Below are 22,337 nucleotides of genomic sequence, written 5' to 3' on the forward strand. Positions count from 1 at the left end.
GACGACATTCCTCAGGGTTTGTCGGCAACGCCCATCCCTGCGCCCGGTTGTTCCAATAGATGTTATCGGGCCGACAGACGTTAACAATGGTTCGACTTGCCAATAGAATCAAATCAAAGACCGGCCGCGTGGTCACCCTCGTCCATGCGCCTCGATGCCTGCGATTTTCAGCGCGTGTGGACTACCTTGAAAAAGGCGTCACGGTTAACACAGCGGCATTCTTTATAAGAAATGCAATGAATTTATTCAACCGTCGCTATATACGAGCAAACCTATCGACACTGTTATTAACCCGGATGCGAGGTTATTTTTCATCTTGCGCATGTGTTTGGATTAACTAAACTGAATCGCAGAAGCAGCCATGTCGTAAGCCGCAAAGCGGCGCAATCCTAAAGCTACCCAGGCTATCCCGTCCCTAGCAGGACTACGCTCGTTCATTGGAGGTTCATGTGGCCAAGCTACGCGACGTGCCAGGCATCAGGCCGTACGAAGGTCCCGCCGGCGGCTGGGGCGCACTCAAGGCGACCGCTCAGGCGATTCACGATCAAATGGAGAGCATAGAGGCACCGATCACGCTGCTCCGAACGAATCAGCCTACCGGATTCGACTGCCCGGGCTGCGCCTGGCCCGACAAGGAACACCGCTCCACGTTTCAGTTCTGCGAGAACGGTGCAAAAGCCGTCACCTGGGAAGCGACCACTAAACGAGTGCCACCGGAATTTTTCGCAAGTAATACCGTCAGCTCGCTTCTGAAAATGACCGACTACGAACTCGAGGACAAGGGACGGCTCACGCATCCGCTCGTCTACGACCGCGCGACTGATACGTATCGCGCCGTCGAATGGGAAGATGCGTTCGCGCGCATCGGTGAGATCTTGCGTGCGCTATCACCGGATCAAGTCGAGTTTTATACGTCAGGCCGCGCTTCGAACGAAGCTGCATACCTTTACCAGCTGTTCGCGCGCGAATACGGCACGAACAATTTCCCCGATTGCTCGAACATGTGCCACGAGCCGACCAGCGTGGGATTGCCGCAGTCGATCGGAATCGGCAAGGGTACGGTATCGCTGGACGATTTCGATTCGGCGGAACTCATCATTTCGATCGGCCACAATCCCGGCACGAATCATCCGCGCATGATGGGCACACTTCATGAAGCCGCGCGGAGAAATGTCCCGATCATCGTGTTCAATCCGTTGCGGGAGCGCGCGCTGGAGCGTTTTGCCGACCCGCAGAGCATGTTGGAGATGGCGACCTTTGGATCGACGCGGATTGCGTCGACCTATTTCCAGGTCGACGCCGGCGGCGACGCAGCGGCGTTAAAAGGCATCATGAAAGCGTTGCTCCAGATGGAAGCCGAGCAGGGAAACGTCCTTGATCAGGAATTTATCGCGACCCATACAGAAGGGTTCGATGCCTTCGCCGCAGATCTTGAGGCGACTTCGTGGGACGATATCGAAAAGGCAAGCGGCCTCACCCGCGCGGACCTTGAGCACGTGGCCATCGCCTATGCAAAATCCAATGCGACAATCGTGACCTACGGCATGGGCGTCACGCAGCATAACAAGGGAACAGCGACTGTCCGTCTGATTGCCGACCTGTTACTTCTGCGTGGCAACTTCGGGAAACCCGGCGCGGGCATCTGCCCGCTGCGCGGACACTCCAATGTCCAGGGGAACCGCACCGTCGGCATTACCGAGAAGCCTTCACAGGCGTTCCTCAAACTGATAGAAACAGCATGCGGCTTCACCCCGCCTTCCGAGCACGGACACGATGCGGTTCAGGCCATGCAGGCCATGATCGACGGCAAGGCGAAGGCGCTCCTTTGCCTTGGTGGAAATTTTGCCGTTGCGTTGCCGGACCCCGAACAGTCCTTCCCGGCGATGGCCAAACTCGATCTGGCCGTGCATATCGGCACCAAGCTCAATCGTACGCACCTGCTGGTCTCGAAGGAAACCTATCTGTTCCCGTGTCTTGGGCGCACAGAGCTCGATGTCCAGACTGGAGGGCGGCAATCGATCACCGTCGAGGACTCGATGTCGATGGTCCACGCGTCGTCGGGAAAGCTGGCGCCCGCATCGGAGCACTTACGCTCGGAGCCCGCAATCGTCGCCGGTATCGCGCGTGCCACGCTACCCAATACCAAATTGCCGTGGATGGAGCTCATCTCCGACTACGACAAGATCCGGGATCTGATTGAACAGACCGTGCCTGGCTTCGAGGACTTCAACGCACGCATCAGGGTTCCGGGTGGATTCCGGCTGCCGCTGCCTGCCGCCGAGCGCCAGTAGCACACACCGACCGGAAAGGCGATGTTCTCGGTATACAGCGGCGTGAAAGAGGATGCCGACGTCCTGGGTGCTGAAAACGTGCTGCGCCTGATAACGATCCGCAGCCACGACCAGTACAACACAACCATCTATGCGATGGACGACCGTTATCGGGGCGTATTCGGCAGACGCGACGTCCTTTTTATGAACCAGGACGACATGGCCGAACAAGGCATCGAACATGGCGACCTGGTGGACATCGAAACGCTCACTTCCGGCAGACCGCTCAAGCTGAAGAACATCACCGCGATCATCTACAACATCGCGAAAGGTTCGGTCGCCGCGTACTACCCAGAAGCCAATGTTCTGGTTCCACTCGACTATATCGACAAAGAGAGCGGTACGCCTTCTTACAAATCGGTGCCGGTGCGGGTAGAACGCGTGGCGACGAACTAAGTTGATACAGTCCCGCTTATCCGGTATGCCGGTGCGCTGCGCCGGTCTATCGGCAATCGGGCCGCCCGATGACGAGCGCGACTTCGCGCAGCGAAAGACAAAGACCGCGCGAGCAATGAGGTGTCTCGCCAGCCCACCCTTCTGGTTTTGCTGTCTCCAGGAAATACCTTGTCGGGGAGTTTCGAATTAACCGCGCGTCGTAGCACCGCCGCATGTCGTTTGTCTTTATACGCTTGCTGTCATCAGCTGGAGCTTTTGACCGATCATGGAAATCTTCGACGCGTTTCATCTCGCCAGGTTGCAGTTTGCGTTCACAGTTTCATTTCATATCGTCTTCCCGGCGATCAGTATAGGCATGGCCAGCTTCCTCGCCGTGCTGGAATGGCGCTTCTTGCTGACGGGCGACAAAGCCTACAAGGACATGTACCTGTTCTGGTCGCGGATTTTCGCCGTCGGCTTCGGAATGGGCGTCGTCTCCGGGGTCGTGATGGCCTATGAATTCGGCACGAACTGGAGCGGATTCTCCCTGGTTGCTGGCAACATCACCGGACCGCTACTGACTTATGAAGTTCTCACTGCTTTCTTTCTGGAGGCCGGTTTTCTCGGGATCATGCTGTTCGGCTGGCATCGCGTAAGTCCTCGTGCACATTTCTTTGCTACGTTCATGGTCGCAGTGGGGACGCTGATTTCGACGTTCTGGATTCTGGCTTCGAACAGCTTCATGCAAACGCCGCAGGGATTCGCCATGGAAAATGGCCGCATTGTCCCTGTAGATTGGTTCAAGGTGATTTTCAATCCATCGTTTCCCTTCCGGCTTGCGCACATGACCATTGCTGCGTTCATCGTCGCAGCCTTCATCGTTGCCGCTTGCGGTGCGTGGCACCTGCTCCATGGACGGCGCGACGTGCCGGTTAAGCGTAGCTTTTCAATGGCGTTGTGGATGCTGCTGGTGCTCACACCAATACAGATATTCGTCGGTGACGCACACGGCCTGAACACGCGCGAGTATCAGCCAGTGAAGATCGCAGCCATCGAAGGTTTGTGGGAAACCGAGCATGGCGGCACCGCACTGAACCTGTTCGGATTGCCCGATATGGACGCGGAGGTCACTCGATACGCGATCCAGGTGCCTCACCTCGGCAGTCTGATCTTGACACATAGTTGGGACGGAGAGATTCGCGGAATGAAAGAGTTTCCGCCGGAGGATCGCCCGTATTCACCAATCGTGTTCTGGACGTTCCGCATCATGGCCGGTCTCGGCATGCTAATGCTATTGACCGCGGTCGTCGGCCTCCTGCTGAGACGGAACGGCAGACTCTACGAAGCTGACTGGTATCAATGGTTTGTGTTGTGCATGGGGCCGTCCGGCATCGTGGCCCTGTTAGCCGGATGGATCACGACGGAGGTCGGCCGACAGCCCTGGACAGTTTATGGCGTGGTGCGCACGGTGGACTCCGTGTCGCCGATTGGTAGCCAGCAAGCGGGCGTTACTTTGTTGATGTTGGTCATCGTCTACTTCCTTGTGTTTGGCACGGGCGTCTATTACATGCTGAAGATGATGAAGGCAGGTCCTTCCGCGGGGTTGGAGACACGCGAGTCGCTGAAGTACCCCGAATTGCACAATCGTGCCCTGGACGTGCTGGAAGGAGAATGAGGACATGCAAATCGATCTTCCCGTTGTCTGGGCGTTCATTATCGGACTTGGCGTCTTTATCTATGTGATGCTCGACGGCTTCGATCTGGGTATCGGCCTGCTGTTTCCATTCTTTGAAGAAAAGGGTGATCGTCACGTCATGCTCAATACCGTCGCCCCCGTTTGGGACGGCAACGAAACGTTTCTGGTCCTTGGCGGCGCCGGCCTCTACGGCGCCTTTCCCGTTGTCTATTCGACGCTCCTGCCGGCCAACTACATGCCGCTGATCCTGATGGTGGTGGGTCTGATTTTTCGCGGCGCGGCGTTCGAACTGCGGGCGAAGGCGAAGCGGACGCAGCACGCATGGGATCTCGCATTTATCGGCGGCTCGGCACTCGCGGCTCTCTGTCAAGGCATTACGTTAGGCTCGCTGCTACAGGGCATCAAGATTGCCGACTCCCGCTTTGTCGGCGAACCGTTCGACTGGCTCTCGCCGTTCAGTCTGTTCTGCGGCATCGGCGTACTGATGACCTATGCGACGCTAGGGTGTGGCTGGCTTATCCTCAAGACGGACGGCGAATTGCAGCGCAAGATGCGAGAGCTGATGCGGCCACTCGTGATCGCTCTGCTGGCGACAATTGGAATCGTCAGCCTGTGGACCGTGATCGGACTGCCCGCGGTGGAGAAGCGCTGGTTTGGCAGCGGGCAACTCGGATGGTTTCTACCCGTGCCGATACTTGTCGTTCTCTGCGTCTGGGGCATTCTCCGCTCGGTGCGACTACAACACGAAGCAATGCCATTCCTTCTCACACTAGGTATCTGTTTTCTCGGTTACACCGGTCTCGTCATCAGTATCTGGCCGTATATCATTCCACCCTCATTGACGATCTGGGATGCTTCGTCGAGTCATTCGAGCCAGCTGTTTGCACTCGTCGGCACCGTCATCGTGCTGCCGGTCATTCTCGTCTATAACGCCATGCAATATCGTGTATTCCGTGGGAAGGTACGTGAAGGAGACCCCGGCTACCATTGACTCGTATCGCGCGAACAGGCGCTCGTCTGCTATACGGATAGCGTCATTCTGTCCATAACAAGAGCACATCATGATCGTAAGGCCAAGTGAAAACTGGTTCCGCCTGCTGTTTGTGTGGAACGGTTCTGTTCTTCAATCGATCATCCCGCAGCTTCTCTTCATGGCGGCCGTCAGCACCCTGGCGGTCTTTACACAGGGGAGAATTTTTGGGGAAAAAATTCCGCTCAATACCGCCCCCTTCACATTGTTCGGCCTTGCCCTCGCTATCTTTCTGGCATTCCGCAACAACGCGAGCTATGGGCGTTTCAACGAGGCACGTCATTTATGGGGCAGCCTGCTCATCTCTACGCGAGCGCTGACGTCACAGGTACTCTGCTACGTTCCGGAGCAAGCGAACAAGTTTCAACTCGCCCAAACGACGATTGCCTTCATCTATGCCCTTAAACATCAACTACGGAACACGGATCCGATGCCGGATCTCGTGCGCTTACTCGGACGAGATCAGGCCGAGTTGTTACGCGCGAAACAGTACAAACCCACGGCACTTCTCAACGACATTCGCCGGGAACTCGCGCAAACGGAACGACACCCACAAGTAGGTGAGACAAAGCTCTGGATGCTGGATGCACAGATCAACGAACTAGGTGCAGCCGTTGGAGGATGCGAGCGCATCGCCTCCACGCCAATCCCCTTTTCCTATAGTGTTCTGCTGCACCGAACAGTCTATGCCTACTGCGTCATGTTGCCGTTCGGACTGGTCGATTCGACCGAATTCTTTACGCCTCTGCTGTGTGTTTTCATTTCCTACACGCTGCTCGCGCTCGAAGCGATCGCTAGTGAAGTGGCGGAACCCTTTACCACAGCGCCCAACGCGCTTGCCCTCGATGCCATGTCGCGCAATATCGAACGCTCCATTCTCGAACTGTGTGGGCGACCGCTGCCGGAAGCGGTCGCTCCGATTCGCCTTTATCACCTGACTTGAGCAAGGCATTGTCGTGCAACCGTTCATCGGCTAGAGGCAAATCGCGCTCGGGCGACCGCAAGATTCCTGACATCGTCGACAAGCGCCGTATTCTTGACGGTGCGCCGGGACAGGTGCCGACCTGATGTGACCCGCTCCACGTTCAGGGTTCCGCACTCCGCGTTCGCCAGGTTCTGCATGGAACGTACGTCCCCTCGCCGCCGGACGACGCAAACGCGTGCGTTTCGAACTAACGCTTTGCAAGATCGCCTGCGGCGACTACATTTAATCAGTATCCGTCGGACGATCTGAAGCGGAAAAGGCGGCGAATCGCGGAACGTGTCTGCTGCGATGCCATAAAAGGAGATTCCGATGGCAGAGATAGACAAGGAAGACGTCGTTGCGGTGCTGAACCGGATTCTCGAATCCGAGTTGGCCGGCGTCGTCCGATATACCCACTACTCGTTTCTTGTTTTCGGATTCGGACGCATTCCAATCCAGTCGTGGCTGCGTGAGCAGGCCGACGAATCGCTGTTGCACGCACAGCAGGTCGGAGAGTGGATCACCACACTCGGCGCCTATCCGTCGCTTGCGATCGGTCCCCTCCTCGACTCGCACACCTTCGATATCGCGTCGATCCTGCGCGAATCGCTGCAAGCGGAGAACCTCGCGTTGGCGCTTTATCGCGAACTGCTTGCGCGGGTCGAGGACCGCTCCGTTGCGCTCGAGGAGTTTGCCCGGCAGATGATTCATGTGGAAGAAATGCACGCAGGCGAAGTCGACAAGATGCTGCGCCGCCCCGGAGAAATGTCCACATCGGCCGAACGCCCGGCAGGCCAGTCCTGATCAAGCGGATTTAAGGCCGCTTTGCGTGGCCCACCGGGCTGCGTCCCTGACAACTCACTGCGCGCCTGACGCGGCCGTGTCCGATGCGCCCTTGGCGTGCGGGTCGTTCTGCGGCATGCGGGTGGGCGATTTTTTCGTCGTGCCTTTCGACGAGGAACTCGTGCCGGTCGTACCGCCGGCGTTAGGCGTGCTCATGCCGGTGCCACCTTGGCCGGCAGTGCCGCCGCCTCCACCACCGCCGCCACCGGCTCCAGCCCCGCCTGCGCCCTGTGCGACCGCGGTGCCGCAGACAGCGAAAAGAATTGCCGAACAGACTGCCGCTTTACTTGTTGCTCTCATGATTGCCTCCCTGATTGATTTAACGCGAGGGCAGCATCGACGTGCCACGCTGCCCTCGCTCGATGCCCAGTTTTTTGATGTCGCGTCGACGGGATGATCCGATTCTCGCGTAGCGGCCCAGGCTGAGAACCTTTGCGCGCAACGACTGTTCCCGACGGCCACTCTCTGCCGCGAGAGCCCGGCGGCACAGAAAATGCCGTATCTGCGGACGATTCATGTCGCCGAGCATCGCGCTGCCGCAAACGGGTCGCCGTCGACCAACGGCGGATCAACACGGCAATTCATTCAAACCCATTCCTGTGCTGAGCCCCACTCGCAAGAATCTGTTCGCGGCACGGTCGTTGCGCGGTAATGTCAAGCAACCACTTAGCGCGCCATGCCAACTATTCTTGTCGTCGACGACGAACCCGGGCTTCTGGAATTGTTCCAGTTCGCGCTTGAGTGGCGCGGATACCGCGTATTGCTGACGGGAAATGGACAGGCCGCCTTGCTGACGGCGGCGCGACAGATACCTGATCTGATCGTTACTGACTGGAATATGCCCCGGATGAATGGTGTCGAGCTATGTCAACGCCTCAAATCCTATCCGGCGCTTGCCCAGATCCCCGTGGTCCTGCTTTCCGCAGAACTCTTACCTGTCCAGATACAGCCCGTTTGGGCCCAATTCCGGCGGAAGCCTGTCGACCTGGACGATCTCGAGTTGACGGTAGGCTTGCTATTACTGGCGCGCGACCGGTTAAAAACGGCTCGACACATTCCAACCGACCGGGCGGCCTCGCGCTGGCAACCCGTGACGTCAAAATTGATCGTCTGAAGCTGCGATAACTCGACGGGTCTACAAACAAGCCATCTGTTTACCAACATTGAGCGCCCTGCTAATGCCGTGCGCGCCCACTTACCAAGCAGTGTTGCGCATGAATTCGGAGGCACGACATTCAGGCACGGCGATGCGAAGGCATGGGAATTGCGCTGATTCAGACGCGGACGCACGTTCCGACCTAGCAATCGCAATATCTTTGAGGGGACTCTCATGAAAGTTATAAAAGGCATTCTTATTTCGGCTCTCTTTGTAGCTCTCTCCGGAGGTGCCTATGCACAGGGCGCGGGCGGAGGCGCTGCCGGGGGCCAAGGCGGAACCGGCATGAGTAAGCCCAACGCAAACGGTTCAACGGATACGGTTTCGGGTGCGTCCGGAACAAACAGCATGGGGACATCGGGAACAGCAATGCACAAGAAGCCGATGCACAAGAAGCCCAGCGTTGCCACGCCAGCGTCGGCGACGAACCCTGCTTCGGGCGGAAGCTAACTGTCATTGCGATGGTCGTAGATTGACCCAGGGCGGCCTGAGATATCTCAACACACCGCATACAAAGGATACGCGTCAGATTTGCAATCTGACGCCAACGTCCACTCCAGATCGGCAAACGTCTGCATTCAAATCATGAATTGCGTCGGTGTCCGCGCGAAGGACTCCGAGCGGCGTTGGCGCACATCGCTCAATGCTGTCGAGGCCTTGCTGACATTCACGGCACCCTCTCCTCACACTCGTCGATTGTTGTCGTTCGAACAACACGCTAAGCACACTCACGGCGCTACTGGCGTTCACCCCCGCTGGCTAGAATCACTCTCACAGCCGAGTCGAAACGCAAGCGACACGAAGCACGCGAAATTCGCGCTCGCGTTCGTGAACCGCACCGCCCAGTGCTGCTTACCCCACCGATTAAGAGGACTATTGCCATGAGCGAAACAACCCGTAACGTGCAGCCTGTCACCGCCAATCTTGGCAAAGAAGGTTCTGGCGAACTCGTGCCTTCCCGCTACGCCGTACGCGTGGGGGACGTCGATGTCGTATTGATCAGCGATGGCGTTCTGCCGCTGCCGACCTCTACCATGTCCACTAATGTGAGCGAAGCGGACCGCAACGCATGGTTCGATGGGCGTTTCCTGCAACGCGACATGTTCGACTGGGCGCTGAATGTCGCGCTTGTGCGCAGCGGCGAACGCCTGATTCTTATCGACTCGGGCGTGGGTGACGGTTTCGAGTACTTCGCGCGCGCCGGCCGGTCGGTGATGCGACTGGAATCGGCTGGTATCGATCTGGCTGCGATCACCGACATCGTCATTACGCATATGCACATGGATCACGTCGGCGGGCTGAACGTTGACGGCGTCAAGGCCAGGCTGCGTCCGGACGTGCGCATTCACGTGTCGGCTGCGGAAGTGGAGTTCTGGAAAAATCCCGACTTCAGCAAGACTGTGATGCCGGAAACAGTTCCTCCCGCACTTCGCAAGGCTGCCGCAAAATTCGTGGAACTCTATGGCGAAAACATCGTGCGATTCGATCAGACCGTGGAAGTCGCAGCGGGCGTATCGGCCCGCGTGACGGGTGGACACACGCCGGGACACTGCGTCGTGGACGTCGCGTCAAAGGGCGAGAAGCTGACGTTCGTAGGCGACGCGATTTTCGAAGTCAACTTCGACAATCCCCGCTGGCAAAACGGCTTCGAACACGAGCCTGAGATCGCTGCGGATGTGCGTATCGCGCTGCTCAACGAAGCCGCCGAAACCGGCGCTCTACTGGCCGCAGCGCATGTCGCGTTCCCGTCTATTGGTCACATTGCAAAGAACGGCGAAAGCTTCCGTTTCGTGCCGGTTCAGTGGGACTACTGATGGACGATCGACTATCAACTATCGTCGTATAGATCGCACTGACGATGGTCAAAGAAAACGCCGCGAGTTCACAAGACTCGCGGCGTTTCTTTGCAACCGATCACTCGGGCTTGGCGGCAAGCAGGCTTGCTTCGATATCTTCGAGGGACTTGCTTGCACCCAGACGGAACCGTTCTGTTCGCAGCATTGATTCTCCCCATATCGAAGCCGACAATCAGAACCGGTCTCCACGCGCTGCGAATTTCCGGCCTGCCGGGCGCCTAACCTACGGCAACCTCAATGCGTCGCGGCCGGGCCTCTTCACGGCGTGGAATGATCAGCTTCAATACACCGTCTTTGAGATTCGCTTCGATCTTCGACGTATCGAACTCCGGCCCAAGAGTAAATGAACGTGCAAAATCCGGCACTCTAACTTCCGCGTGCTGTAGCCGTAGCGCTTCCGGGGTCGGCACATTAGCGGACGCCTCGATACGCAGATTGCCGTCCTGACCCTGATCTCTAGTTTATCCCGCTCCACGCCAGGCAAATCGGCCCATAACGTCACGCCATGTACGTCCTCGATGACATCGACGGCCGGATTCAACGTCAAACGTTTTTCCGCGCGGCTTGCCTCTGCGGTGCTTGCCGTTCTCGCATCAGGGCGCGTAAGTTGGGTGGTATCGCTCATGATCAGCTCCTGTACGTGGGTCTCTGTTACTGAACGGTAATCGCACGAGGTTTCGAGGACTCGCGCTTGCCGACACTGATGCTCAGACAGCCGTTGAGATAGCGCGCCTCCACGCGGTCGGGATCGGCATGCTGGGGAAGCTCGATCACCCGGCGGAACTGCCCGCTGAACCGTTCCCGCGCATATAGACGCGTTGCCTCGCCGTCCGCGCGCGCCGCCGAGGGCCGCTCGCCGGCAATGGTAAGCAGCCCCTTGTCGATGGATACTTCCAGTTGCTTCGGGTCGATACCCGGCGCGAAGGCGACGATCTCGATGGTGTCATCGGTCGTGCCGACGTTGACCTGCGGGAAGGCCGACAGGCGATCGGTCCGGATACTTGAAGGGTTGCCGCCGAACAGCGCCGCCATCTGCTGATGCAGACGATCGAACTGGCTGAACAGGTCGGTCGTGAAGTAGAGATCACTCATGGTCGTTTCCTCGGAAAAATGCGGCGGAGGAGACGGACGGGCCTACGCGCTCCAGTCCGTCTGCCCCACTGCGGGCAAACAAATCGAAACACGCAGCGCGCGACGCTCGGTTCGCGCGGCTGCCTGAGCGAAATGAAAAATAGACGTTGCCGCGCGGATTTCAAGGGTGCCGTGAAGAATTTTTTTGCCTCTTGAAAATACGATCCCGGACCCTACTCTCCGCGCAGAACTGTTCCGCTGGAGGGTAGTCATGGACTTCGATTCAGACTGGTTGACGCTCGGCAGGCATCGCGTGCGTCTGCGTTCGTCGAGAGGTTTTCCGACCGAGCGCATGCGCACGGCGATAGACGTCATGCGCCTTGCCATCGAAAACAATATGAGTGCCCGCGCCCGCCTCGTGGACGTGGCGGTGCGTGAAGAAAAAGCTTACGAACTTTCGGTCGGCACGACCTTCGCGGACGACCGGCTGTGCGTGCCGCAACTCGAAGCGGCGATCGCTGTCGTGCTCGGGTTGCTGCCCGGGCAGGTGCGCATCTTCGTGACGGTGGTTACGCAGGAGGAAGTCGATCTGCATTTTGGCGTCTACGAAAGAATGCTGGCGGAAAAAATTGCCGGGTTGCCGCCTATCGAGCGTGAGACGCCGCACCCAGGCGAGCGCGAGCGAATCGACTAGCCGCACGTGTGCAACCACGTTGAGAGAGGCAGCAAAGGCGGTCCTTCCGACTCTTGGCGAAGCCTGCCCGGCGCTCAGTCCGCGGGGGAGCACATCGGTCACTCGCGACCTTCTGTTTCGGACTCGATGGCAGGCATTCTCTTATGCGCAGAGCGTCAGGAAGTCAGCCGGCCCGGGGCCTAAATCCTGAACACGGCCACCGTCTCTTTCAACATTCGCGCCTGTTGCTCGAGCGATTGGGCCGCTGCTGCAGCCTCTTCGACCAACGCGGCGTTGTGCTGCGTGACCGAGTCCATTTCCGCGACGGCCCGAGTGACTTGCTCGATACCCGTGCTTTGCTCTGACGAAGCGGCCGATATCTCGTCCATAATGTCCGCCACGCGTCGCACGCCGGTGAGGATCGCCTGCATGCGGCCGCCCGCCTCGTTGACCAACGTGCCGCCCACCTGCACTTTTCCGCTCGACGTCTCGATCAGTTCCTTGATCTCTTTCGCGGCAGCCGACGAGCGCTGCGCCAGCATGCGCACCTCGGCCGCCACTACCGCGAAACCGCGTCCCTGTTCTCCGGCGCGCGCAGCTTCGACCGCTGCATTGAGCGCCAGAATATTGGTCTGAAACGCGATGGCATCGATAATCGCGATGATGTCGCCGATACGGCTCGAGCTTTGATCGATTTCTTTCATCGTCGTCACCACGTCGCCCACCACGGAGTTGCCATGATCGGCCATGTTGGCCGCATTGGCAGCGAGAGCCTGCGCCTGACGTGCATTCTCGGCGTTGTGCCTCACCGTGCCGGTCAGCTCTTCCATGCTGGCAGCAGTTTCCTGTAACGACGCAGCCTGCTGTTCCGTACGTGCGGACAGATGGAGATTACCTGAGGTGATCTGCTGGGCCGCTGTGGCGATGGCCTCGCTTGCGTGACGTACCGTTGTGACGGTGCTAACGAGGCCGTCGCGCATTTGCGAAAGACCGTGCAGCAGCATGCCCATCTCATCGTGCGAACGCGATTCGATCCGCTGCGACAGATCGCCTGTTGCGATCCGGTGGAAGTGTTCCAGCGCCTCAGCGAGCGGACGGCCGATCGCACGGCGCAGCGACACGAAGGTGAAGACCCCGGCGAGCAGCCCAAATACGATGGAAGCGATTGTCATTGCACGAAAGCGTTCGAAACCCGCTTCCGAGGCATCGTATTGTGCTTTTGCCTGATCGCGTTGAAACTGCTTGAGATCCGCGCTCACCGTGACATAGTCGGTATTGGCCAGCGCGATTTTCTTCAACGCGACTTTGACCGCCGCGTTGTCCATGCCTTTGACCGAATCCGCAAAAGCATCCAGCTGGTTTTGTACCTGGCTTCGCCTGGCGCTGACCGAGGCGGAAAGACGGTTTTCATCCGACGTGGCAGGCAAGGCCAGATACTGCGCCCACGCATCCATACCCTGCCCTTTGAGCATGCGATAAGTGGCAATGTCTTTCTCGACCGTAGGGGCGGCCGGATCGAAAGCGATCCGGTCGACGGTCGTGCGCTCGCGGCTGATCGCGAGTTCCGCGTCGCCGATCAGACGCGTGCTCGCGAGCCGGTTCGTGTAGGTCTCGCGGTTGGCGTCGTTGCTGCGCGCCATACCCGTTACGCCAAGCGCGCCGATCGCCGTCAGCAGCACACATAGGAAAAGTATCGCGGCGCCTAGACGCGCGCGTATCGACAGTTTTGACATCACACGAACGTCCTTAGCGACCAGGTGCACAATCAAGAGAACGCTGGGTCATCTCTCCATCGACGAGCCTCATCAAATTGAGCGGATTGGCATTCTTCAGCGCGTCGGGTAGCAGCTCGTCCGGATAGTTCTGGTAGCACACGGGCCGCAGGAAGCGGTCGATCGCGAGCGTGCCGACCGAGGTGCCCCGCGCATCGGAGGTGGCGGGCCACGGGCCACCATGGACAATCGCGTCCGACACTTCGACGCCGGTCGGATACCCGTTCACAAGCAGACGGCCGGCCTTTTCCTCGAGCCGTTCGATCAGCTTGCGGTGCGACCGCAGATCGCCGTGCGACGCGAGCAGCGTGGCCGTCAACTGGCCGCGCATCGCGGACGCGAAACGCAACAGGTGTTCCGCGCTATCGAGTTCGACCACGACCGTGGCCGGTCCGAAGATTTCTTCTTCGAGCGGCCGGCCCGGATCGAACAGCAACGCGGCATCGGCGACGAACAGCTGTGCGGCGGCTTGCTCGGTTTCACCTTGCGCGGCTGCGCTTAAGGCGATGCCTGCGTGATTCGACGCTCGTTCGAGGCCTGCCCGGAAGTTGGCGAAGATGCCCGTATTCAACATGGTCTGCGGCGGCTGCCGCTCGATCGCCTTGCCGAGGCTGTCGATGAATGCGCCGAAGCGCGGCGAACGCACGCCGAGCACGAGGCCGGGGCTGGTGCACAGCTGGCCGCAACCCGTTGCGACCGAGGCCGCGAGCTCGTTGGCCAGCGCCGCGCCGCGCTCCTGCAAGGCGCCCTCCAGCACGAAGACCGGATTCACGCTCGACATCTCCGCGAACACCGGAATCGGTTGTTCACGCGCTGCCGCAAGATCGCATAGCGCCCGGCCGCCGCTCAGTGAACCGGTGAAGCCAACCGCCTGAATGCCAGGCGCCTGCACGAGGCGCGCACCGACGCGCTCGCCATAGATCATGTTGAAGGTCCCTGCCGGCATGCCTGTGCGTCGAATCGCGCGCTCGATCGCATCCGCCATGCGCTCCGACGTCACCAGATGGCCGGAGTGCGCCTTGACCACAACCGGGCAGCCGGCTGCCAGCGCGGACGCAGTATCGCCGCCGGCAACGGAGAACGCCAACGGAAAATTGCTCGCGCCGAACACCGCGACCGGGCCGACGCCGATCCGGTATTGCCGCAGATCCGGACGCGGCAATGGTTGCCGCTCAGGCAACGCCCGATCGATGCGCGCACCGTAGAAATCACCCCGGCGCAAGACCTTCGCGAAGAGTCGCATCTGGTTGCTGGTGCGCGCCCGCTCGCCGGCGATACGCGCATTCGGCAACGCGGTTTCGCGCATCACGTCGGCGATGAAATCGTCACCGAGAGCATCGATCTCCGCTGCAATTGCCTCGAGGAAATCGGCGCGTACGCTTGAGGGCAGCGCCCGATAGAGTGGAAATGCTGCCGCCGCGGCCTCCACGGCCGCGTCGACTTCAGCATCGGTCGCCTGGGAAAAAGCCACCGGATACACTTCGCTGGTCGATGCCGAGAGGCTGTGCAGCGAGATATCGCCACACGCGCTGCGCTGGCCGCCAATGTAGTTGTGGCCGAAAATGGTTGCTGTCACTTGGTATTGTGCTCGTTGTAATTGTCGTGGTGAGCAGCGCTCGCAGAGCTTTGCGCTGCGGGCGCCGCTATGGTCCGGGTCGCAAGGCTCGGCCGGCGCTTTGGGCTCAAACTCAAACAGCCAGCAGGAAAGGCGCGCCCGCGGCCTTTGCAACTTCGCGGATCTTCTCGCGCAACGAATCGGGCATCGGAATGCCCTCCGCGCTGCGCGCGGCACGCGTAAGACGCTCAGGATCACCTGGGATCAATACGGGCTGCGCCGGGTCGGCGGGCTGGCTTTCGCGAAGCGCATCGATGACCGCGTCGAGGTCTGCGTGGTATTCCTCGATGGGACGGAACGCCGCGGGATTCATCGCAAGGAAGAAATGGCCGATGTTGTCCGGCTCATCGCTCTTTTGCGTGCGGTTACGCACGGGCGAGAACGAACCGCCGCCCAGCGTGCTGCCGAGAATCTGCGCGAACAAACCGAGGCCGTAGCCCTTGTGACCGCCGAGAGTCTTGCCGTCACCGCCCAACGGCGCGAGGCCGCCGCCGAGGCGCTCGAACAGCAGCCGATAGGCTTCGGCCGAATCGGTCAGCGGGTTGCCGTTCGCGTCGAGCGCCCAGCCCGGCGGCAACGGCTTGCCCTGCAACGCGTACACCTTGACCTTATTCGACGCGACCACGCTGGTCGACATGTCGAGAATCACGGGCGGGTGCCTGCCCGCCGGTGTGGCGAAGGCGAACGGGTTGGTGCCGAGCATCGGTTCAGCACCGAAAGTGGGCACCACCGTCGCCAGCCGGGTCGAGCACGACACCAGCGCGATCAGTCCGCGTTCGGCCGCCATTTCCGCGTAGTAGCCGGCCGCGCCGAAATGTTGCGAGTTGAACACGGAGACAGCGCCCATATCGCACGCCAGCGCTTTCTCGATGGCCAGTTCCATCGCCATGCGCGACGTGGGGTGTCCCATCGCCGCATTGCCGTCGATCAGCGCGGTGGTCGCGGTCTCGCGTACAATGCGCGCGCTCGCCTTCATGTCGATCTGACCGGCGCGATACAACTGGTCGTAGAACATCAGCATCGAGATGCCGTGCGAGTCGATGCCCTTCAGATCGGAATCGATCAGGATGTCGGCCGAAGCCGCGACCTGCCCGGGCGACATGCCCCAAGCTTCAAGAATGACCTCGATTTGCTGCCGTGCAATTGCGGCCCCGACGCGGGGCATAGTGTCTGCCATGACTGACCTGCTAAACGAAAAAATTGAATTGAGAAAAATGGCCGACGCGTCGCGTTAAGCTAAGCGTTAAAACTTATTGCGCGGTGGACATGGACTCCGGTCCACCACGACCCGCGAGATCAAGCCGCAACCAGACGACCAGTGCGCCGGTGCCGAGCAACAGCAGGCTGACGGCGGGCACGAGCATCGGCGCGGACGTGCTGCCCGTTACCTTGCCGACCCAAGGCATGATGTTTTGTGCAAGGAAACCGCCGACGCTGGAGCCCGCCGCGATCACCGCGAGCGCCGCAGCGCCGCCCGCGCCCTTCATGAACGAGGCCGGCAGCAAGCGCGGCGGCAATGCCCAGAAGCATGGGATCATCAGATACAGACACGGTGCCCCGAGCGAGAGCGCTGCGAAGCGCACCGCGTTGCTGAACGGCCCCACGCTGGCGACGAAGCACAAAATGCCGAGCAACGCTGCGCAGAATGCGGCGATCAGCACGCGGCGCGGCGTTTTCAGACGGCGCGGCAACCACAGCAGCATCAGCGATGTGATGAACCAGGGAATCATGTTGAGCATGCCGTTGACGCTGCTCGTCACGCCGAAGCCTTTGACCAGGGTCGGCAGCCAGTAGGCGATGCCGTAGATCGCGATGGAGATGGTGCCGTACCCAGTGCTAAAGAGCGCCACCGTGACAAGCGCAGCCAACGACCAGCCACTGCCGCCGGCAAGGCGGGCGGCGGGTGGATCCGCGCGCAGCCGGTTTTCGACGACATCTTTCTCGCGGGCCGTCAGAAAGCTGGCGGACGACGGGCCATCCGGCAGGCAGTACAGCGTAACGAAGGTAAGCAGCACGGCAGGCGCGCCGGTGGTCAGGAAGACCCACTGCCAGCCGGCGAGGCCGGCTACGCCGTGCAGTTCCAGCGAGAAGCCGCCGATCAGCGAGCCGAGCATGTTGCCCATGCTGCTGCCGAGCGTCAGCAAACCGATGATGCCGGTGCGCTGCCGTTCAGGAAACCACATGCCGAGATAGAGGATGATCCCTGGATAAAGGCCGGCTTCCGCGGCGCCGAGCAGGAAGCGCAGGATCTGGAAGGCCAATGCCGAAGGCGTCCACGCGAGCAGCAGCGTCGCGACGCCCCACGTGAACATGATCCGCGAGATCCAGCGGCGCGCGCCAAAGCGATGCATGAGCAGATTGCTGGGCACCTCGCACACCAGATAGCCGATGAAGAACAGCGACGATGCAAAGCCGTACGACGCCTCGCTCATCTTCAGGCTGCTGAGCATCTGCAGCTTGGCGAAGCCGATATTGGCGCGGTCAATATACGCGACCAGGAAAATCGCAATCAGCAGCGGCACGAGCCGCCACGCAATGCGCGTAAAAAGTGGGTCTTCAATGCTTCGGTCGGTCACTGTCGTCTCCATGCCGGACCGCCTTTTGCGCGGTCCGTCGTAAATTCTGATGCGGGTGGTTCCGTGCGGCCTCGCCGCACGGAATCATTTGTTGGGGCGGCCACCCGCGCTCGCGCGATTGCATCATTGCGCGGCGCAGGTAACCGTTTTGCTGCTTATAGTCCAGCCCCGTTTGCAGAGGGGCTCTTTTTCCATAGTTCGAAGTCGGCGCGCGTCGACTCGTCCGGCGGGTACAGTCCGAAGGTCGAGCGGCCATCACGCACCTGGGCGTCGACCCAGTCTTCGAATACCGTCATCGCCGCGGCCTCTTCAGCGATCTCGTTGGCCAGATGCGCCGGAATCACCACCACTGCTTCCGCATCGCCGACGATGATGTCGCCCGGATACACCGCCACGTCGCCACACGCGACCGGCACGTTCAGATCGACCGCATGGTGATGAATCAGGTTGGTCGGCGCCGACGGCCGCGCCTGATAGCATGGAAAGTCGAGCTTGCGCAGATCTGGTGTATCGCGAAAGCCGCCGTCGGTGACGACGCCGGCCACGCCGCGCATCATCATCCGCGTGATCAGAATGCCGCCTGCCGAGGCAGCGCGCGCGTCCTTGCGCGAGTCGACCACCATCACGTGACCTGGTGGAATCTCTTCTACGCCGCGGCGTTGCGGATGGCCGCGGTCCGAGAACACGCCGATGTGATCGAGGTCCTCGCGGGCCGGAATATAGCGCAGCGTATAGGCTTCGCCAACCATGCGCGCGGCCGCCGGGTTGACCGGCTGCACGCCCTGCACGCAAACGTTGTGAAGGCCCCGCTTGAAAAGTGCAGTGGTCAGGGTGGCTGTGCTGACGTTGCGCAAGCGGGCGCGGTTCTCTTCAGTGAGCGGGCTCGGGACAGTTGCTGCGGTCGCTGAGGTCACAGATTTACTCCTGGTTTCGGTGAAGTGGTGGTCGGCCGGGCATCAGAACTTGTGGCGGATCGCGAAACGGACCGTCGCCTGCTGGTTACCCGACGCAGGCGTCAGACCATTGAGCGAGGCACGCGCTGCGCGCCCGGTCGAATCGGTGCCCGACGCGTGCTGCAAAACGCCGATCAGATAGAAATCGGTGCGCTTGGAGACGATGTAGTCGGCACTCAGCGAGCCCTGTTGATATTTCGCGTGATTCGCATCGCCGCCGTCGGTGTAGTTGTAGGCTGCGCCGAACGAGAGCGCCGGCGTCAACTGATACTGCAAGTTGACTTCAGCGCTGTTGAAGCTCGCAGTGCCGCCTACGCCGGCCGGATTGAGCGGTGACACCGCGCCGCTCAGATGCTTGAATTTCGTGTTCGAATAGATCCCGCCGAGAGTCGCCGCGCCGATCACGTAGGTGGCGCCGGCGCTGATGATCTCTTCGCTGTGCGCCGAGGCATAGCCGTTGATCACCGGCGAGCTGCCGAAGTTGTTGGTGGCCGCCGTCGCGCCGACTGCCGTACCGAAGAAAGAGGCATTCGGATTGCGCGCATTCAGGTAGCCGACGCCGACCGTGAGCGGCCCGCGAGCGTAACCGGCGCCGAGCGAGTAGATCTGGTTGCCGGCCATGCTGCCCGGCACGCCACCGAAGCTATACATGCCTTCCGCGGTCAAGCCTCCATAGCTGGCCGTGCGGTACTTGACCGCGTTGTTCACGCGATTGGTGTTGTTGAGGTTATCGAGGTCGCCCGGATGCGCGCCGATGCTGCCCGAGAACATCGCGCTCGGCATCAGCGGATGGATGTAGTCGACCACCGGATCGTACTGACGGCCGAGCGTGACCGTGCCGTACGGGCTCGAGACCCCTACATACGCCTGGCGGCCGAACAGCAGCGAACCTTGACCCATCTTGCCGCTGTTCACGTCGAAACCACTTTCGAGCACGAAGATCGCCTTGATGCCGCCGCCCAGATCTTCATTGCCACGCAGGCCCCAACGGCTGCCGCTCAGAATGCCGCTCGACAGGTTGTACTGGCTGTGGCCCTGGCCCGGGCCCGTTTGTACGTTGCTCGTGTAGTTGATGCCCTCGTCGATGATGCCGTATAGCGTCACGCTGCTTTGCGCGTGAACTGCTGCCGGCGCTCCCGCAGCGGCAAGCGCGGCGAATGCGAATGCCACGTGTGCGGCGAGAGGTTTCGAGGAGGTTGCGAGGGACTTATGCACTGCGAGGTCTCCAGTCACTTTTTTCAATGCAGAGAAGCGTTGCGCTATGCCGATGCACGGCGGACACAACAGAAAATCCAACGAGACGATGACCGTGCTCGTCGGCGGAAACGGTGTTGCTCAAGGAGCGTGCCGATGAATGCCAGTCGGTTATGCGGCCTTCAGAATGCGATCGGCGATCATCGAGCCGATCGGCATGGCGGAGGTCGCGGCCGGCGAAGGCGCGTTGCACACGTGCACCATCCGTGGCGTGTCGGCGAACAGAAAGTCGTGCACCAGCGTGCCGTCGCGCATCACGGCTTGCGCGCGAATGCCGGCTTCATAAGGCAGCAGATCGTCGACGGTCAGCGACGGGCAGTATTTGCGGCACTGCTCGAGATAACCGCGCTTGAACAGCGAGTTCTTCATCTCGCCCATGCCGGAGCCCAGGTTGCGCCAGATGGTTTTCCAGAAACCGGGGAAAGCGGCGTATTCGGCGACGTCGCGCAGATTCACGGAAAACTTCGGATAGTTTTCGCGGCCGAACCCGAGCACCGCATTCGGTCCGACTGTCACGCTACCGTCGATCATCCGCGTCAGATGCACGCCGAGAAACGGCAGATCCGGGTCGGGAATCGGGTAGATCAGATGGCGCACCACGTCGTTCTTCGAGGCCGGCAAGCGGTAGTACTCGCCGCGAAACGGCACGATCTGGTGATCGATTTTCACGCCCGCCAGCCTGGCTAGGCGGTCCGATTGCAGGCCGCCGCAGACCACCAGCTTCTTTGCCCGCCATTGCTGTTCGTCCGAAGCGCCGACGGTGACGTAATCGCCGACCTCGGCAATCGACGTGACCTGCGTGCCGAGGCGAATTTCTCCGCCTGCTTTCTCGATGACGCGCGCCATCGCTTCGCATACCTGACGGTAATCGACGATCCCGGTCGCATCGAGGAACAGGCCGCCCAGACCGACAATATTCGGCTCGCGGCGCTGCAACTCGGCGGCGTCGAGCCGCTCGACGCGCAAACCGTTCTGTTGCGAGCGCGCATACAGCGCTTCCATGCGCGACAGTTCGAGCGGATTTGACGCGACCAGCAGCTTGCCGCACACGTCGAACGGAATCGCATGCTCCGTGCAAAACTGCTTGGTGGCCTCGGCGCCGCGCTTGCACAACTCTGCCTTCAGACTGCCCGGCTGGTAGTAGATACCCGCGTGGATCACGCCGCTGTTGTGCCCGGTTTGATGCTTGGCGAGCGTGGTCTCTTTTTCGAGCAGCAGCAGTGAAGCCGTCGGTTCCCGTTGCAATAACTCCATCGCCGTGGCGAGACCGACAATGCCGCCACCGATGATGCAAAAATCGTAAGTCATGGTTTTCTTCTTCACTTCTTCTTGCGGATTCAACTGGCTAAATGCTTTCTCGTCCGCTTATCAGGTTGTCAGACTAACTGGCCAAAAAAGAGAGGTCGCTTCACGGGTGTGAGCGCGAAACCGCGACGGTCCGTGCCACCTGCCCGCTACGTCAATCGTTTGGGGGTAGCTCGATCTTCTGGCGTTTGGCCGCGGCGCGCAGATGCCGCTCAGCCGATTCGGCGGCGCCGCGATGATCGCCGCGCTCGATAGCCTCGTAGAGCTCGCCGTGCTCCTGGCGGGCGAAGTCGCCCGCGTGGCTCGCCGTGTTGGCCCACTGCGCGCGACGCACCGCAACCAGTTGGCCGCGCAAAAAATCGTGGAACGAGACGAAATAGTCGTTCTTGGTGGCTGCGGCGATAGCCCGGTGAAACGCGACATCGGCCGCGGAAGCCGCGTCGAAATCAAGGCGTTTCTTTTCCATCTCGCGGATCGCATCGCTCATACGCTTCAGATCTTCCGGGGTACGTCGGCGCGCCGCGGTCATCGCCGCCTGGGTTTCGATCCACAGACGCATTTCGAACAGCTGCGCGAGATCCAGCTTATGGTTGCCACCGCCCGGCAGCCGGAAAACCGTACCCGACGGCGTCTGCGAAATGAACGACCCTGCGCCGCGCCGGGCAACCAGTACGCCGTCCGACTTCAGTTGCGCGATTGCCTCGCGCACGACTGAGCGGCTCACGTTGAGCCGTTCCGACAGTTGCTGCTCCGTTGGCAGGCGCGACTCGGCAGGAAAATGACCAGCATCGATTTCCGCGCGAAGTGCGCTCACCACACGCTGCACAAGCGAATCGGGACGTTCAAGCTCAAGCATCAACAGCATCTC

17 protein-coding genes and 2 pseudogenes are annotated in these 22,337 nt (G+C 60.4%); 8 read left to right on the forward strand and 11 right to left on the reverse strand.

All coding sequences use genetic code 11. The features are described 5' to 3' along the window. Nucleotides 1–449 precede the first annotated feature (449 nt). The 5 genes and pseudogenes from BPHYT_RS28400 to BPHYT_RS28420 all read left to right on the forward strand — a co-directional run bounded on the left by BPHYT_RS28400 (nucleotide 450) and on the right by BPHYT_RS28420 (nucleotide 7,199). A pseudogene (locus BPHYT_RS28400) lies at nucleotides 450–2,726 on the forward strand (FdhF/YdeP family oxidoreductase). Between the two features lie 265 nt (nucleotides 2,727–2,991). Continuing rightward, on the forward strand, nucleotides 2,992–4,380 hold the full coding sequence (locus BPHYT_RS28405; protein ID WP_012427575.1) for a cytochrome ubiquinol oxidase subunit I: 1,389 nt from the start codon (nucleotides 2,992–2,994) through the stop codon (nucleotides 4,378–4,380). Nucleotides 4,381–4,384: 4 nt separating this feature from the next. Further along, entirely contained in the window at nucleotides 4,385–5,392 is a 1,008-nt protein-coding gene (cydB, locus tag BPHYT_RS28410) for a cytochrome d ubiquinol oxidase subunit II (protein WP_012427576.1), read from the forward strand. 70 nt (nucleotides 5,393–5,462) lie between these two features. Continuing rightward, nucleotides 5,463–6,374: a bestrophin family protein gene (locus BPHYT_RS28415; RefSeq protein WP_012427577.1), complete on the forward strand. Its 912-nt coding sequence runs from the start codon at nucleotides 5,463–5,465 to the stop codon at nucleotides 6,372–6,374. A gap of 351 nt (nucleotides 6,375–6,725) precedes the next feature. Then, on the forward strand, nucleotides 6,726–7,199 hold the full coding sequence (locus BPHYT_RS28420) for a ferritin-like domain-containing protein (RefSeq protein ID WP_012427578.1): 474 nt from the start codon (nucleotides 6,726–6,728) through the stop codon (nucleotides 7,197–7,199). Nucleotides 7,200–7,253: 54 nt separating this feature from the next. Here BPHYT_RS28420 and BPHYT_RS39245 read toward each other — a convergent pair whose 3' ends face one another. Next, nucleotides 7,254–7,394, reverse strand: a complete 141-nt coding sequence (locus BPHYT_RS39245) for a hypothetical protein (RefSeq protein ID WP_238535678.1) — start codon at nucleotides 7,392–7,394, stop codon at nucleotides 7,254–7,256. Nucleotides 7,395–7,914: 520 nt separating this feature from the next. Here BPHYT_RS39245 and BPHYT_RS28430 point away from each other — a divergent pair. Next, nucleotides 7,915–8,352 (forward strand): response regulator, encoded by a 438-nt coding sequence (locus BPHYT_RS28430; protein ID WP_012427580.1) that lies wholly within the window; start codon nucleotides 7,915–7,917, stop codon nucleotides 8,350–8,352. Nucleotides 8,353–9,275: 923 nt separating this feature from the next. Further along, on the forward strand, nucleotides 9,276–10,208 hold the full coding sequence (locus BPHYT_RS28435; RefSeq protein ID WP_012427582.1) for an MBL fold metallo-hydrolase: 933 nt from the start codon (nucleotides 9,276–9,278) through the stop codon (nucleotides 10,206–10,208). Between the two features lie 260 nt (nucleotides 10,209–10,468). On the opposite strand, the pseudogene BPHYT_RS37560 reads toward BPHYT_RS28435, so the two are convergent. Both BPHYT_RS37560 and BPHYT_RS28440 read right to left on the reverse strand, forming a co-directional pair. After that, a pseudogene (locus BPHYT_RS37560) lies at nucleotides 10,469–10,875 on the reverse strand (Hsp20/alpha crystallin family protein). Nucleotides 10,876–10,901: 26 nt separating this feature from the next. Further along, the gene (locus tag BPHYT_RS28440; protein ID WP_012427584.1) at nucleotides 10,902–11,342 is read right to left on the reverse strand and encodes an Hsp20/alpha crystallin family protein; all 441 of its coding nucleotides are present in this window, start codon (nucleotides 11,340–11,342) and stop codon (nucleotides 10,902–10,904) included. A gap of 250 nt (nucleotides 11,343–11,592) precedes the next feature. Here BPHYT_RS28440 and BPHYT_RS28445 point away from each other — a divergent pair, with 250 nt between their 5' ends. Beyond that, nucleotides 11,593–12,015 carry a hypothetical protein gene (locus BPHYT_RS28445; protein WP_012427585.1) on the forward strand — a complete coding sequence of 141 codons (423 nt, stop codon included), beginning with the start codon at nucleotides 11,593–11,595 and terminating at the stop codon, nucleotides 12,013–12,015. A 179-nt stretch (nucleotides 12,016–12,194) separates the two neighbouring features. Here the strand turns inward: BPHYT_RS28445 and BPHYT_RS39490 are convergent, their stop codons facing one another. The 8 genes from BPHYT_RS39490 to BPHYT_RS28485 form a co-directional block, all read right to left on the reverse strand. Further along, entirely contained in the window at nucleotides 12,195–13,727 is a 1,533-nt protein-coding gene (locus BPHYT_RS39490; protein ID WP_012427586.1) for a methyl-accepting chemotaxis protein, read from the reverse strand. Between the two features lie 13 nt (nucleotides 13,728–13,740). Then, nucleotides 13,741–15,342 carry an aldehyde dehydrogenase (NADP(+)) gene (locus BPHYT_RS28455; RefSeq protein ID WP_012427587.1) on the reverse strand — a complete coding sequence of 534 codons (1,602 nt, stop codon included), beginning with the start codon at nucleotides 15,340–15,342 and terminating at the stop codon, nucleotides 13,741–13,743. A gap of 112 nt (nucleotides 15,343–15,454) precedes the next feature. Continuing rightward, entirely contained in the window at nucleotides 15,455–16,558 is a 1,104-nt protein-coding gene (locus BPHYT_RS28460; RefSeq protein ID WP_012427588.1) for an Ldh family oxidoreductase, read from the reverse strand. A gap of 73 nt (nucleotides 16,559–16,631) precedes the next feature. Further along, nucleotides 16,632–17,969 (reverse strand): MFS transporter, encoded by a 1,338-nt coding sequence (locus BPHYT_RS28465; RefSeq protein WP_012427589.1) that lies wholly within the window; start codon nucleotides 17,967–17,969, stop codon nucleotides 16,632–16,634. Nucleotides 17,970–18,112: 143 nt separating this feature from the next. Continuing rightward, nucleotides 18,113–18,871 carry a ribonuclease activity regulator RraA gene (locus BPHYT_RS28470; protein WP_012427590.1) on the reverse strand — a complete coding sequence of 253 codons (759 nt, stop codon included), beginning with the start codon at nucleotides 18,869–18,871 and terminating at the stop codon, nucleotides 18,113–18,115. Nucleotides 18,872–18,913: 42 nt separating this feature from the next. Continuing rightward, nucleotides 18,914–20,125, reverse strand: coding sequence for a porin (locus tag BPHYT_RS28475; protein WP_012427591.1), 1,212 nt, complete (start codon nucleotides 20,123–20,125; stop codon nucleotides 18,914–18,916). 150 nt (nucleotides 20,126–20,275) lie between these two features. After that, nucleotides 20,276–21,472 carry an L-2-hydroxyglutarate oxidase gene (gene lhgO / locus BPHYT_RS28480; RefSeq protein ID WP_012427592.1) on the reverse strand — a complete coding sequence of 399 codons (1,197 nt, stop codon included), beginning with the start codon at nucleotides 21,470–21,472 and terminating at the stop codon, nucleotides 20,276–20,278. A 151-nt stretch (nucleotides 21,473–21,623) separates the two neighbouring features. Further along, nucleotides 21,624–22,325 (reverse strand): FadR/GntR family transcriptional regulator, encoded by a 702-nt coding sequence (locus BPHYT_RS28485; protein ID WP_012427593.1) that lies wholly within the window; start codon nucleotides 22,323–22,325, stop codon nucleotides 21,624–21,626. Nucleotides 22,326–22,337 lie beyond the last annotated feature (12 nt).

Origin of the sequence: Paraburkholderia phytofirmans PsJN (assembly GCF_000020125.1) — a bacterium.
Lineage (GTDB): Bacteria > Pseudomonadota > Gammaproteobacteria > Burkholderiales > Burkholderiaceae > Paraburkholderia > Paraburkholderia phytofirmans.

Bases quoted from the DNA above. Each gene is read 5' to 3' on its own strand.
- BPHYT_RS28405 (WP_012427575.1), top strand. From the start codon at position 2,992: ATGGAAATCTTCGACGCGTTTCATCTCGCCAGGTTGCAGTTTGCGTTC.
- cydB (WP_012427576.1), top strand. From the start codon at position 4,385: ATGCAAATCGATCTTCCCGTTGTCTGGGCGTTCATTATCGGACTTGGC.
- BPHYT_RS28415 (WP_012427577.1), top strand. From the start codon at position 5,463: ATGATCGTAAGGCCAAGTGAAAACTGGTTCCGCCTGCTGTTTGTGTGG.
- BPHYT_RS28420 (WP_012427578.1), top strand. From the start codon at position 6,726: ATGGCAGAGATAGACAAGGAAGACGTCGTTGCGGTGCTGAACCGGATT.
- BPHYT_RS39245 (WP_238535678.1), bottom strand. From the start codon at position 7,394: ATGAGCACGCCTAACGCCGGCGGTACGACCGGCACGAGTTCCTCGTCG.
- BPHYT_RS28430 (WP_012427580.1), top strand. From the start codon at position 7,915: ATGCCAACTATTCTTGTCGTCGACGACGAACCCGGGCTTCTGGAATTG.
- BPHYT_RS28435 (WP_012427582.1), top strand. From the start codon at position 9,276: ATGAGCGAAACAACCCGTAACGTGCAGCCTGTCACCGCCAATCTTGGC.
- BPHYT_RS28440 (WP_012427584.1), bottom strand. From the start codon at position 11,342: ATGAGTGATCTCTACTTCACGACCGACCTGTTCAGCCAGTTCGATCGT.
- BPHYT_RS28445 (WP_012427585.1), top strand. From the start codon at position 11,593: ATGGACTTCGATTCAGACTGGTTGACGCTCGGCAGGCATCGCGTGCGT.
- BPHYT_RS39490 (WP_012427586.1), bottom strand. From the start codon at position 13,727: ATGTCAAAACTGTCGATACGCGCGCGTCTAGGCGCCGCGATACTTTTC.
- BPHYT_RS28460 (WP_012427588.1), bottom strand. From the start codon at position 16,558: ATGGCAGACACTATGCCCCGCGTCGGGGCCGCAATTGCACGGCAGCAA.
- BPHYT_RS28465 (WP_012427589.1), bottom strand. From the start codon at position 17,969: ATGGAGACGACAGTGACCGACCGAAGCATTGAAGACCCACTTTTTACG.
- lhgO (WP_012427592.1), bottom strand. From the start codon at position 21,472: ATGACTTACGATTTTTGCATCATCGGTGGCGGCATTGTCGGTCTCGCC.
- BPHYT_RS28485 (WP_012427593.1), bottom strand. From the start codon at position 22,325: ATGCTTGAGCTTGAACGTCCCGATTCGCTTGTGCAGCGTGTGGTGAGC.